Annotated in this window: 9 protein-coding genes; 6 read left to right on the top strand and 3 right to left on the bottom strand. The window is 72.8% G+C overall.

The genetic code is table 11. The features are described from left to right. Positions 1-68 precede the first annotated feature (68 nt). The 3 genes from ACZ4FH_RS20795 to ACZ4FH_RS20785 all read left to right on the top strand — a co-directional run bounded on the left by ACZ4FH_RS20795 (position 69) and on the right by ACZ4FH_RS20785 (position 3,285). A complete protein-coding gene (locus ACZ4FH_RS20795) occupies positions 69-860 on the top strand; it encodes a Cof-type HAD-IIB family hydrolase (protein ID WP_467306565.1) in 792 nt (263 codons plus the stop codon). Between the two features lie 125 nt (positions 861-985). Further along, entirely contained in the window at positions 986-1,900 is a 915-nt protein-coding gene (locus tag ACZ4FH_RS20790) for a sirohydrochlorin chelatase (RefSeq protein WP_467306438.1), read from the top strand. Positions 1,901-1,956: 56 nt separating this feature from the next. Continuing rightward, positions 1,957-3,285 carry a deoxyguanosinetriphosphate triphosphohydrolase gene (locus tag ACZ4FH_RS20785; protein ID WP_467306437.1) on the top strand — a complete coding sequence of 443 codons (1,329 nt, stop codon included), beginning with the start codon at positions 1,957-1,959 and terminating at the stop codon, positions 3,283-3,285. On the opposite strand, the gene ACZ4FH_RS20780 is transcribed toward ACZ4FH_RS20785, so the two are convergent. Beyond that, the gene (locus tag ACZ4FH_RS20780) at positions 3,266-4,378 is read right to left on the bottom strand and encodes an ArsR/SmtB family transcription factor (protein WP_467306436.1); all 1,113 of its coding nucleotides are present in this window, start codon (positions 4,376-4,378) and stop codon (positions 3,266-3,268) included. The two genes, ACZ4FH_RS20785 and ACZ4FH_RS20780, sit on opposite strands and share 20 nt — an antisense overlap. Before the next feature lie 280 nt (positions 4,379-4,658). Here ACZ4FH_RS20780 and ACZ4FH_RS20775 point away from each other — a divergent pair, with 280 nt between their 5' ends. The 3 genes from ACZ4FH_RS20775 (at position 4,659) to ACZ4FH_RS20765 (ending at position 9,234) form a co-directional block, all read left to right on the top strand. Next, on the top strand, positions 4,659-5,918 hold the full coding sequence (locus ACZ4FH_RS20775; protein ID WP_467306435.1) for an NAD(P)/FAD-dependent oxidoreductase: 1,260 nt from the start codon (positions 4,659-4,661) through the stop codon (positions 5,916-5,918). 116 nt (positions 5,919-6,034) lie between these two features. After that, positions 6,035-7,945, top strand: coding sequence for a DNA primase (gene dnaG / locus ACZ4FH_RS20770; RefSeq protein ID WP_467306434.1), 1,911 nt, complete (start codon positions 6,035-6,037; stop codon positions 7,943-7,945). Between the two features lie 161 nt (positions 7,946-8,106). Further along, positions 8,107-9,234, top strand: coding sequence for an RNA polymerase sigma factor (locus ACZ4FH_RS20765; protein WP_467306433.1), 1,128 nt, complete (start codon positions 8,107-8,109; stop codon positions 9,232-9,234). Positions 9,235-9,306: 72 nt separating this feature from the next. On the opposite strand, the gene ACZ4FH_RS20760 is transcribed toward ACZ4FH_RS20765, so the two are convergent. Together ACZ4FH_RS20760 and ACZ4FH_RS20755 are read right to left on the bottom strand one after the other, a co-directional pair. Then, on the bottom strand, positions 9,307-11,238 hold the full coding sequence (locus ACZ4FH_RS20760) for an ABC transporter ATP-binding protein (RefSeq protein WP_467306432.1): 1,932 nt from the start codon (positions 11,236-11,238) through the stop codon (positions 9,307-9,309). Then, on the bottom strand, positions 11,238-12,971 hold the full coding sequence (locus ACZ4FH_RS20755; protein WP_467306430.1) for an ABC transporter ATP-binding protein: 1,734 nt from the start codon (positions 12,969-12,971) through the stop codon (positions 11,238-11,240). The genes ACZ4FH_RS20760 and ACZ4FH_RS20755 overlap by 1 nt, the downstream gene beginning before the upstream one ends. Positions 12,972-13,063 lie beyond the last annotated feature (92 nt).

Genomic DNA, 13,063 nt, shown 5'->3' with positions numbered 1-13,063 from the left:
CGAACTGACGGCCGAAAGGGTTCTCCGGACCCGGCCGCCGGTAACATCACCCGATGGTGTTCCCACGGCTGATCGCCTCAGATCTCGACGGCACGCTCCTGCGCAACGACGGCACCGTGTCGCCCCGCACGCTGCGCGCCCTGCGCAGGGCGGAGGAGGCCGGTACGGAGATCGTCATCGTCACCGCCCGGCCGCCCCGCTTCGTCGACCGGCTCGCCGAGGCCGCCGGCCTCACCGGCACGGCCGTGTGCAGCAACGGCGCCCTCGTCTACGACATCGCCACCCGCACCGTCGTCACCTCCCGCGTCCTGCCCCTGCCCACCGCCCGCCGGGTGGCCGACGCGCTCGCCGCCGCACTGCCCGAGGTCGGCTTCGCCCTGGAGACCGGCAACCAGGTCCTGTACGAACCCGCCTACCGGCTCAGGCTGTCCGAGGACGCCGGCGCCGAACTCCCCGTCCCCTCCCTCGCCGACCTCTGGCTGACCGAGGCCCCCGTCACCAAACTGCTCGCCTGGTCCGACCGGCTCGACGCCGACACCCTGCTCGCCGCGGCCCGGCGCGGCACCGGCGACGAGGTGCAGCTGACCCACTCGGGCGGCCACGGCCTCCTGGAGATCAGCGCCCCCGGCGTCACCAAGGCCGGCACCCTGGACCTGCTCTGCGCGGCCCGGGGCATCACCGCCGCCGAGGTCATCGCCTTCGGCGACATGCCCAACGACCTCACCGTGCTCACCTGGGCGGGCACCGGCTACGCCATGGCCAACGCCCACCCGTCCGTCCTCGCCGCCGTCCCCGTCCACACCACCAGCAACGAGGCGGACGGCGTCGCCGAGGTCATCGAACGCCTCTTCACGGACTGACCACCCGGGCCGGTCCGGACACGCTCCGGGCCTGACGGCGGTCCGGGGCGCCCCGTGAGGCGGTCCGAAAGCTCCCGTGACCGGCACGCAACGCGGCGGCAACCCGCACCCGGCACCCTCGGTCCATGAACCCGTCGGCATCCCAGGAGCCCCCGCCCCTCGACAGCACGGCGCACCTGCTCACGCGCATCGGCGCCGAGCTCGGTGCCGGGCTCGGCACGCTGCGCCCGGCGCACCGCACCCGGCCGCGCCCCGCACCGTCCGGGCCCCCCGCCCTCGTCGCCGTCGCCCACGGCAGCCGTGACCCCCGGGCCCTGCACACCGTGACCCGGCTGCTGGACCGCGTACGGGAACTGCGCCCCGGACTCGACGTCCGGCTCGGCCACATCGAGCTGAACGCACCGCTGCTGCCCGACACCCTGGCCGGGCTCCGGGGCCAGGACGCCGTCCTCGTCCCGCTGCTGCTGGGCCGGGGCCACCACGTCACGTACGACATCCCGCGCGCCGCCGAGGCCGCACCCGCCGTCCGCACCCGCCGCGCCGCCCCGCTCGGACCGCATCCGCTGCTGGTCGAGGCGCTGCACGGGCGGCTCACCGAGGCGGGCTGGCGGACCTCGGACGACGGCAACCGGAACAGCGCCGTGGTGCTGGCCGCCGCCGGCTCCCGCGCCCCCGAGTCCGCGGCCGACACCCGCCGCACCGCACACCTGCTGTCCGAACGGCTCGGTGGAGTGCCCGTCGTGCCCGCGTACGCCTCCGCCGCCTCCCCCACCGTCCCGGCCGCCCTGCGCGCGCTCGCCGCCCGGGGCCACCGCCGGATCGCCGTCGCCTCGTACTTCACCGCACCCGGACGCTTCGCCTCCGCCGCGGCCGACGCCGCGCCCTGGATCGCGGCCGAACCGCTGGGCGCGCATCCGGCGATGGCCCGGCTGCTGCTCCACCGCTACGACCGCGCCCTGACGGATCCGGGCCCGTGGGAGGCCGGCCCCGGCCGGGACCACCGCACCCCGGTGCCCACCCGCTCCCCGGCCCCCGCCTGAGCCGTACGGCCGCCGCCGCGGCCCGTTCGTCAGAGGCGCGGATTACTGTCGATGCCATGGACGGCACCCAGCCCACGCACCCCGCAGCCGGCAGACAGGACCACGGCACCGCGCCCTACGGCCCGGCCGACGCCGAGCGCTGGGACCCCGAGCCGGACAAGCGGCCCGGCCGCACCGCGTTCCAGCGCGACCGCGCCCGGGTGCTGCACTCCGCGGCGCTGCGCCGGCTCGCCGGGAAGACCCAGGTCGTCGCCCCCGGCACCCGCAGCCACGTCTGGGACGCCAGCCCCCGCACCCGGCTCACCCACTCCCTGGAATGCGCCCAGGTCGGCCGGGAACTCGGCGCCGCGCTCGGCTGCGACCCCGACCTCGTCGAGGCCGCCTGCCTCTCCCACGACATGGGACACCCGCCCTTCGGCCACAACGGCGAACAGGCGCTGAACGACTTCGCCTCCGACTGCGGCGGCTTCGAGGGCAACGCCCAGTCGCTGCGGCTGCTCACCCGCCTGGAGCCCAAGCGCTTCGTGCCCGACACCCGCACCGGCGACCTCGTCAGCGTCGGCCTCAACCTCACCCGCGCCGCGCTCGACGCCGCGACCAAGTACCCCTGGCCCCGGGGCGCCCACCCCACCGCCCCCGGCTCACCCAAATTCGGCGTCTACGAGGACGACCTGCCCGTCTTCCGCTGGTTCCGCGAGGGCGCCCCCGAGGACCGCACCTGCTTCGAGGCCCAGGTCATGGACTGGTCCGACGACGTCGCCTACTCCGTCCACGACTTCGAGGACGGGCTGCACGCCGGACACATCGACCCCAACTGCCTGGACGCCGAACCCGAGCGCCGCGCGATCTGGGACGTCGCCGTCGGACGGTACGTCCCCGCAGGCACCGACCCGGGGGAACTGGCCGAGGCCCTCGACCGGCTCATGGACCAGGAGTGGTGGCCGCACGGCTACGACGGCTCGGCCGTCGCCCAGGCCCGGCTGAAGGACGCCACCAGCCAGCTCATCGGCCGCTTCTGCCTGGCCGCCGAGAGCGCCACCCGGCAGACGTACGGAGGCGGCCGGCTCACCCGCTACGGGGCCGCGCTCGTCGTCCCCCGCGAGACCCGCAACGAATGCGCCGTCCTCAAGGCGGTCGCCGACCGCTATGTGATGCAGCGCGCCGAACAGGAGACGATCCGCGCCGAACAGCGCGTCGTCATCGCCGAACTCGCGGCGGCGCTGACCGCCCGCGCCCCCGAGGGCCTCGAACCGCAGCTGCGCGCCCTCTACGAGTCCGCCCCGGACGACCGGGCCCGCAAGCGCGTCCTGGTCGACCAGATCGCCGCGCTCACCGACGCCTCGGCCCGCACCCTGCACCACACCCTCACCACACACCCCCGCTGACCCGCCCGGCCGGCACCGCCGCCCGCGCGTCCCGCCGGTGCGCCCCGGCGGACGGCGCCGGGCACGCCCGCGCGGGCCGCGCCGGGTACTCCCCGTTCATCAGCGCGTCGCCCAGCGCCGTCCGCCGGTGCACCACCGAGGGCCCGCACCGCTCCGACACGACCAGCCCCGCCTCCCGCAGCACCGAGGCGTGCCGGCTCGCCGTCGACAGCGCCAGCCGCAGCACCGTGCCCAGCTGCGTCGTGCTCAGCGGCCGCTCCAGCACCTCCAGCACCGCCGCCCGGGTGTGACCGACCAGCTGCGCCACCGCCGGCCGGACCGTGTCCCCCTGCTCGCCCCGGTCCGCCCCGGCCCGCTCCAGCCAGCCCGGCCGCGGGGTCAGCGGATGGACGAGGACCTGGTCCAGCCCCGGATCGGCCAGCGCCACCGGATGACGGACGCAGAAGAACGCCGGGATCAGCGTCAGCGCCCGCCCGTCCAGCCACTTCTCGCTCGTCACCGGATACGGCGCCTCCAGCACCCGGTTCTCGTCCCGCCAGGTCAGATCCGGCTGATAGGTCGCGAGCAGCCCGTCGCTGCCCCGGTCCAGGGCCGCCTGCGCCCGCACCGGCCGGTCGGCGGCCACCGTCGCCCCGATCTCCGCGGCGTACGGCGCGACCGCCACCGCGTAGTAGCGGCGCAGCGCGTCCCCGAGCCGGTCCAGTGCCGCGCGGTCGCCCCCGGCCAGCCGCCGCGCCCCCGCGGGCATCCGGCCCGGACCGTACAGCTGGGACACCTCGGCGGACAGCCGGGGCACCGGGGTGGACAGCACCCGGTCGATCCCGGTCTCCAGCTCCGTGACGCCCTGCCCCGGCGTCAGGAAGTCCGGGAAGTACGTGGCGAACGGGCAGAGCCGGGCCAGGCCCGCCACCGTGTCCGTCAGCCCGGCCCGCGCGAGCCCCGCGCGGACCTCCCGGCGCCACGGGTCGAAGACCAGCGCCGCCTGCCGGTTCTGGAGCAGGTGCAACGACAGCACGAGCTCCCACATGGGATCGGGACCCGTGGCCACGCGCAGCCTGGTCAGGTCCTCGCTGGTGAAGTGGATACGTAACATGCGTCCCCCGAGCGCTCCACGTACACACCGCCCGGCGCGCCGCGAGTCAGGTGCGCACCGGCCGGACCTTCACCGTAACCGGATCCCGGTCCCCTCCGCCCGCCCTGCGGACACCTTTGCGTTCTCGTCGAAAGGTGCGGCGCGGCCGCCGGCGAGGGGTTCGGCGGATCCGCGGCGACCACTGGGCGTGACCTGATCGGGCCACACCCCCTTTCGCCATTACGCTGCGTGCGGGACGCTCGCAGTTGGCGCCGCGCAGCAAGCACCGAGGAGGCATCAAGTGGTCGACGCACATCGGACGTTCGTGATCGTGGGCGGAGGGCTGGCCGGGGCGAAGGCCGCCGAGACGCTCCGGGCGGAGGGGTTCAGCGGCCGGGTCATCCTGATCGGCGACGAGCGGGACCACCCCTACGAACGCCCGCCGCTGTCCAAGGGCTACCTCGCCGGGAAGGAGGACCGCGACAGCGTCTTCGTCCACGAGACGGGCTGGTACGCGGGGGCCGAGGTCGAACTGCACCTCGGCCAGCCGGTCACCGCGCTGAACCGCGAGGCCCGCTCCGTGGAGCTGGGCGACGGCACCGTCGTCCGCTACGACAAGCTGCTCCTGGCCACCGGCGCGGAACCGCGCCGCCTCGACATCCCCGGCACGGACCTGGCCGGCGTCCACCATCTGCGCCGCCTCGCCCACGCCGACCGGCTGCGCCACGTGCTGGCCGCCCTCGGCCGCGACAACGGGCACCTGGTGATCGCCGGGGCCGGCTGGATCGGCCTGGAGGTCGCGGCGGCCGCCCGCGGCTACGGCGCCGAGGTCACCGTCGTCGAACCGGAACCGACCCCGCTGCACCGCGTCATCGGACCCGAACTCGGCCAGATCTTCACCGAGCTGCACCGCGACCACGGCGTCCGCTTCCACTTCGGCGGCCGGCTCACCGAGATCGTCGGCCAGGACGGCATGGTCCTCGCGGTCCGCACCGACGACGGCGAGGAGCACCCCGCCCACGACGTCCTCGCCGCGATCGGCGCCGCCCCGCGCGCCGCGCTCGCCGAGGCCGCGGGCCTGGCCGTCGCCCCGCGCGAACAGGGCGGCGGCATCGCCGTGGACGCCTCGCTGCGCACCAGCGACCCGCACATCTTCGCCGCCGGGGACGTCGCCAACGTGGCCCATCCGCTGCTCGGCTCCCGGCTCCGCGTCGAGCACTGGGCCAACGCGCTGAACAGCGGCCCGGCGGCGGCCCGCGCCATGCTCGGCCAGGAGGTCTCCTACGACCGGGTGCCGTACTTCTTCTCCGACCAGTACGACCTCGGCCTGGAGTACTCCGGCTGGGCCCCGCCCGGCTCCTACGACCAGGTGGTGATCCGCGGCGACGCCGGAAAGCGCGAGTTCATCGCGTTCTGGCTGAAGGACCGCAAGGTGCTCGCCGGGATGAACGTGAACGTGTGGGACGTCACCGAGACGGTCCAGCAGCTGATCAGGGCGGGCAGCCCGGTCGACCCGGACGCCCTGGCCGACCCCTCGGTGCCCCTGGAATCACTGATCTGAGCCGGTCCCGCCCCGGCCCCGCGCCCCGCCCGTACCCCGGCCGGCGGGGGCGGGGCCCGGACCGGATCACACCCGGCCGCGGCCGGACTGTCCGCCCCCACCCGTAGACTTCACTCGTGGCAGGCAGGATCAATGACGACGATGTGAAGGCGGTGCGGGACGCGGTCCCGATCGACGCCGTCGTGTCCGAGTACCTCCAGCTGCGCAACGCGGGCGGGGGCAACCTCAAGGGGCTGTGCCCCTTCCACGACGAGAAGTCCCCCTCCTTCCAGGTCAGTCCGAGCAAGGGTCTCTTCCACTGCTTCGGCTGCCAGGAGGGCGGCGACACGATCGCCTTCGTCCAGAAGATCGACCACCTCACGTTCGCCGAGGTCGTCGAGCGGCTGGCCGCCAAGGCCGGCATCACCCTGCGGTACGAGGAGGGCGGGTACAACCCCTCCCACCAGCGCGGCGAGCGGATCCGCCTGGTCGAGGCGCACAAGGCGGCCGCGGCGTTCTACGTGCAGCAGCTGGAGAGCCCCGAGGCCGAGATCGGCCGGAAGTTCCTCGCCGAGCGCGGCTTCGACCAGACCGCCGCCGCCCATTTCGGCATCGGCTACAGCCCGGCCGGCTGGGACCACCTCACCCGCTTCCTGCGCGGCAAGGGCTTCACCGACCGCGAGCTGATCACCTCCGGCCTCTCCCAGGACGGCCGGCGCGGCCCCATCGACCGCTTCCGCGGCCGGCTGATGTGGCCCATCAGCGACACCTCCGGCGACATCGTCGGCTTCGGCGCCCGCAAGCTCCGCGACGACGACAACGGACCGAAGTACCTCAACACCCCCGAGACCCCGATCTACAAGAAGTCCCAGGTGCTCTACGGCATCGACCTGGCCAAGAAGGACATCGCCAAGTCCAGCCGGGCCGTCGTCGTCGAGGGCTACACCGACGTGATGGCCTGCCACCTCGCCGGGATCACCACCGCCATCGCCACCTGCGGCACCGCCTTCGGCGGCGACCACATCAAGATCCTGCGCCGGCTCCTCATGGACAACGGCAGCGCCCGCGTGATCTTCACCTTCGACGGGGACGCGGCCGGCCAGAAGGCCGCCCTGCGCGCCTTCGAGGACGACCAGAAGTTCGCCGCCGAGACCTACATCGCGATCGCCCCGGACAACATGGACCCGTGCGATCTGCGCCTGGTCAAGGGCGACGACGCCGTCCGCGACCTGGTCGAGCCGCGCACCCCGCTCTTCGAGTTCGCCCTGCGCCAGATCGTCGCCCGCTACGACCTGGAGACCCCGGCCGGCCGCGCCGCCGCGCTGGACGAGGCCGCCCCCGTCGTCGCCAAGATCAAGACGGGCAGCATGCAGCGCGAGGTCGCCGTCCAGCTGGCCGGCCTCGTCGGCATCCTGGACCAGGAGTACGTGGTCCACCGGGTCAACCAGCTCGCCCAGTGGGCCCGCGGCCGCGGCGGCGACCGGCGCGGCCCCGGCCCGTCCGGCGGCCGCGGCACCCCGCGCCACCAGGAGGCACCCGCCCCGGTGGCCCACTCCGGCCCCGCGCTCAACCTCCGCAGCCCCGCCCACCGCACCGAGCGCGAGCTGCTCAAGCTCGCCCTGCAGAAGCCCGAGCTGGTCTCGCCCGCCTTCGACGCCTACGGGGCCGACGAGTTCACCGCCCCGCCCTACGCCTCCGTGCGCCAGTGCGTCGCGGAGGCCGGCGGCGCCGAGACGGGCCTCGCCGACAACCGCGAATACCTGGTCAGGGTGCTCGACGCCACCCCCAACGAATCGGTCCGCAAGCTGATCACGGAGCTGGCCGTCGAGGTCTTCCACGGCAAGTCCATCGACGAGACCTACGCCGGTGAGCACCTGGTCAAGGTCCGGCTGCGCGCCGTCGACCGCCGCATCGCCGACGTCCAGGGCAGCCTGGCCCGTCTCGGCAGCAACGTCGCCCCGGACCACCTGGCCGCCGCGCAGAACGAGGTCTGGGTCCTCCAGCAGTACGCCCAGTCGCTGCGCAGCCACGGCGCCGACGCGCTCTGACGCCTCGCCCCGCCCCCAGAAAGTGCCCGCACGCCCCTCGTGGTGGCTGTGTGTCGTACCCCACACTGGGGAGCGGTGCAGGAGTCATCGGAACGCGGCCGGCCCACCGAGCGGTGGCCCCCGTCCCGCGGTCCGGCAGCGATCACCTGGAGGTCGCCCCCGTGCAGACCCGGACCGTGACCGAAACCGGGCATGTCCCGGCCGTCCCCGCGCAGAACCGGGCCGCGCGTCACCCCGAGGCCGCGGTGGACCCGCCGTCGGCCCCGCCCGCCCGGCCGGACCCGGCCCCGCCGGAGGCCGCCGAACCGCCCGAGGCCGCCATGGAGGACTCCCGGCTCCCCGAACCGCCGGAGCCCCGCGCCCGCCCGGACACCGGCGGACCCACCTCCGACCTGTTCCGCCAGTACCTGCGCGAGATCGGCCGCATCCCGCTGCTCACCGCCGCCGACGAGGTGGAACTGGCCCGCCGCGTCGAGGCCGGGCTCTTCGCCGAGGAACGCCTGGCCCGCACCCCGGACCCCGACACCCGCCTCGCCGTCGACCTGGACCGGCTCGTCGTCATGGGCCGGATGGCCAAGCGCCGCCTCATCGAGGCCAACCTCCGCCTGGTCGTCTCCGTCGCCAAACGCTACGTCGGACGCGGGCTCACCATGCTCGACCTGGTCCAGGAGGGCAATCTCGGCCTGATCCGGGCGGTCGAGAAGTTCGACTACGCCCGCGGCTACAAGTTCTCCACGTACGCCACCTGGTGGATCCGCCAGGCCATGTCCCGCGCCCTGGCCGACCAGGCCCGGACCATACGGGTCCCCGTCCACGTCGTCGAACTCATCAACCGCGTCGTCCGCGTCCAGCGCCGGATGCTCCAGGAACACGGCTGCGAACCGACGGCCGAGGAGGTCGCCGCCCAGCTCGACCTCACCCCGGAGCGCGTCGGCGAGGTGCTGCGGCTGGCCCAGGAGCCCATCTCCCTGCACGCGCCCGTGGGGGAGGAGGACGATGTCTCCCTGGGCGATCTGATCGAGGACGGCGACGCCGCCTCCCCCGTGGAGTCCGCGGCCTTCCTGCTGCTGCGCGAGCACCTGGAGGCGGTGCTCTCCACCCTGGGCGAACGCGAGCGCAAGGTCGTCCAGCTGCGCTACGGACTGGCCGACGGCCGCCCGCGCACCCTGGAGGAGATCGGCCGCATCTTCGGTGTGACCCGCGAGCGCATCCGCCAGATCGAGTCCAAGACCCTCTCCAGACTCCGCGACCACGCCTTCGCGGACCAGCTCCGCGGCTACCTGGACTGACGCGTACGCGACGCGCGAGCCCTGGTAGCCGCGGAGGAACGACCGGACCCCCGCCGGACCGCTGCGGACCGGCTAGTCGACCTCGACGACCGCCTGGGCGAACTGCGCCGCGTACAGCCGCGCGTAGGCCCCCTGCGCCTCCAGCAGCTCGTCGTGCGTGCCCTGCTCGACGATCGAGCCGTTCTCCATCACCAGGATGACGTCTGCGTCCCGGATCGTGGAGAGGCGGTGGGCGATCACGAAGCTGGTGCGGCCGTGCGCGAGCCGCGCCATCGCCTTCTGGATCAGCACCTCGGTCCGGGTGTCGACCGAGCTGGTCGCCTCGTCGAGGACGAGTATCACCGGGTCGGACAGGAACGCCCGCGCGATGGTGATGAGCTGCTTCTCGCCCGCGCTGACACCCGAGCCCTCGTCGTCGATCACCGTGTCGTAGCCCAGCGGCAGGGTCCGGATGAAACGGTCGGCGTGGGCCGCCCGCGCCGCCTCCTCGATCCGCTCCCGGCCGACGTCGCCCGGCGCCCCGTAGGCGATGTTCTCCGCGATGGTCCCGCCGAACAGCCAGGTGTCCTGGAGGACCATGCCGATCCCGGCCCGCAGGTCGTCGCGGGACATCGACGCGATGTCGACCCCGTCGAGCGTGATGCGCCCGCCGGTCACCTCGTAGAACCGCATCAGCAGATTGACCAGCGTCGTCTTGCCGGCCCCGGTCGGGCCGACGATCGCCACCGTGTGGCCCGGCTCGACGCTCAGCGACAGGTCCTCGATGAGCGGCTTCTCCGGGTCGTAGCGGAACGACACCTTCTCCAGCGAGACGTTGCCGCGCAGCTCCTCGGGGTGGGCCGCGTCGCCCTTCGCCGGGTCGGGGCTCTGCTCCTCGGCGTCCAGCAGCTCGAAGATCCGCTCGGCCGACGCCACCCCGGACTGCACCAGGTTCGCCATCGAGGCGACCTGGGTCAGCGGCATGGAGAACTGCCGGGAGTACTGGATGAACGCCTGCACATCACCGATCGACAGCGCGCCGGAGGCGACCCGCAGCCCGCCGACCACGGCGATCAGCACATAGTTCAGGTTCGACACGAACATCATCAGCGGCTGCATGATCCCGCTGTTGAACTGCGCCTTGAACCCGGCCTCGTACAGCGCCTCGTTCTGCTCGGCGAAGTCCCGCGCGGACTCCGCCTGGCGCCCGAAGACCTTCACCAGGGTGTGGCCGGTGTACATCTCCTCGATGTGGGCGTTGAGCTTGCCCGTCACCTTCCACTGCTGGACGAACTGCGGCTGCGAGCGCTTGCCGACCTTCGTGGCGACGACCACCGACAGCGGCACCGTCACCAGGGCGACCAGCGCCAGCAGCGGCGAGATCCAGAACATCATCACGAGTACGCCGACGATGGTCAGCAGCGAGTTGATGAGCTGGCCCATCGTCTGCTGCATCGTCTGCGAGATGTTGTCGATGTCGTTGGTCGCACGGCTCAGCACCTCGCCGCGCTTCTGCCGGTCGAAGTACGACAGCGGCAGCCGCGCCAGCTTGGTCTGGATGTCCTCGCGCAGCTGGAAGACGACCCGGTTGATCACCCGGATCGACAGACGCGTCGCCACCAGCATCAGCAGCCCCGCGCCGACGTACACGGCCAGCGCCATCAGCAGCACCCGGCCGATGGCGTCGAAGTCCATGCCCTGGCCGGGGACGAAGTCCACCGAGGAGAGCATGTCCGCCAGACCGCTGTTGGTCCGGCGGATGCCCTCGACGGCCTGTTCCTTCGTGGCCCCCGGCTCCATCCGCCCGCCGACGACCCCGGCGAACACCAGGTCGGTGGCCCGGCCGAGGATCTTCGGGCCGACCACGGAGAACGCCACGCTCACCGCGACGGCCGCCAGCATCAGATACAGGGTCGACTTCTCCGCCGCGAAGCGCTTCAGCAACCGCTTCGAGGACCCCTTGAAGTCCATGGACCGCTGGGTCGGCGCCCCGCCCGCCATCATGCGTCCGCCAGGCCCGGCCATTACGCGGCCTCCGCTTCCGTCAGCTGGGAGAGCACGATCTCCCGGTACGTCTCATTGCCTTCCATCAGCTCGTGGTGGCTGCCGGTGCCGACGACGCGGCCCTCGTCCAGCACCACGATCCGGTCGGCGTCGCGGATGGTGGACACCCGCTGCGCGACGATCACCACCGTCGCCCCCGCCGTCTCCCGCTGGAGCGCCGCGCGCAGCGCCGCGTCCGTGGCGTAGTCCAGCGCCGAGAACGAGTCGTCGAACAGATAGATCTCCGGCTGCTGCACCAGCGTCCGGGCGATCGAGAGCCGCTGGCGCTGTCCGCCGGAGACGTTCGTGCCGCCCTGCGCGATCGGGGCGTCGAGACCGTGCTCCAGGCCCTCGACGAACTCCTTGGCCTGCGCGATCTCCAGCGCGCGCCACAGCTCCTCGTCGGTGGCGTCCGGATTCCCGTACCGCAGGTTCGTGGCGACCGTCCCGGAGAAGAGGTACGGCTTCTGCGGCACCAGGCTCACGGTCTTCGCCAGCAGCGCCGGCTCCAGGGTCCGCACGTCCGTGCCGTCGACCAGCACCTGGCCGTCCGTCACGTCGAAGAGCCGGGGGACCAGCCCGAGCAGCGTGGACTTGCCGCTGCCGGTCGACCCGATGATCGCGGTCGTCTCACCGGCCCGCGCGACGACGTCGATCGAGCGCAGCACCGGCTCCTCGGCGCCCGGGTAGCGGAAGTCCGCCCCGCGCAGCTCCAGATGCCCCCGGGCGCGCAGCTCCGTCACCGGGTCCACCGGCGGCACCACGCTGGACTCGGTCTCCAGGACCTCCTGGATGCGCTCGGCGCAGACCTCGGCGCGCGGCACCATCATGAACATGAAGGTGGCCATCATCACCGACATCACGATCTGCATGAGGTACGAGAGGAACGCGGTGAGCGCCCCGATCTCCATCCCGCCGCTGTCGATGCGGTGCGCGCCGAACCAGACGACGGCGATCGACGACACGTTCACGACCGTCATCACGGTCGGGAACATCAGCGCCATCAGCCGGCCCGTGGACAGCGCCACGTCCGTCAGCTCGGTGTTGGCCCCCCGGAACCGCTCCTCCTCGTAGCCGTCGCGGACGAAGGCGCGGATGACGCGGTTGCCGGTGATCTGCTCGCGCAGCACCCGGTTGACCGTGTCGAGCCGCTCCTGCATCAGCCGGAACAGCGGGCGCATCTTCCGCACGATGAGGCTCACCGCGATGCCGAGCACCGGCACCACCGCGAGGAGCACGGCGGAGAGCGGGACGTCCTGGCCGAGCGCCATGATGACGCCGCCGACGCACATGATCGGCGCCGACACCATCAGCGTGAACGTCATCAGGGCCAGCATCTGGATCTGCTGGACGTCGTTGGTGGTCCGGGTGATCAGCGAAGGGGCCCCGAACCGGCCGACCTCGCGGGCCGAGAAGGACTGCACCCGGTCGAAGATCCCCGCCCGGATGTCACGGCCGAGCGCGGACGCCGTACGGGCACCGATGTAGACGGCTCCGATGTTGCAGACGACCTGGGCGATGCTGACGACGATCATCACGCCGCCGTACTGAAGGATGTAGCCCGTGTCGCCCTGGACGACACCGTTGTCGATGATGTCGGCGTTGAGCGTCGGCAGATAGAGCGTGGCGCAGGTCTGCAGCAGCTGGAAGACGACCAGGAGCGCGATCGGTTTCTGGTACGGACCGAGATAGGCCCGCAGGATTTTTATGAGCACGCGTGTCTCTCGGAGTCGGCGTAGGTCGGGAGTCGACCCATCTTCGAGCACCGGGCGCCGGGACAGCGAACGTTTTTATTCAAGTCCAGGTC

The organism is Streptomyces sp. NPDC024555 (assembly GCF_055559335.1).
Note: the sequence above shows the minus strand (reverse complement) of the source record. Positions and strands in the feature narration are given on the sequence as shown.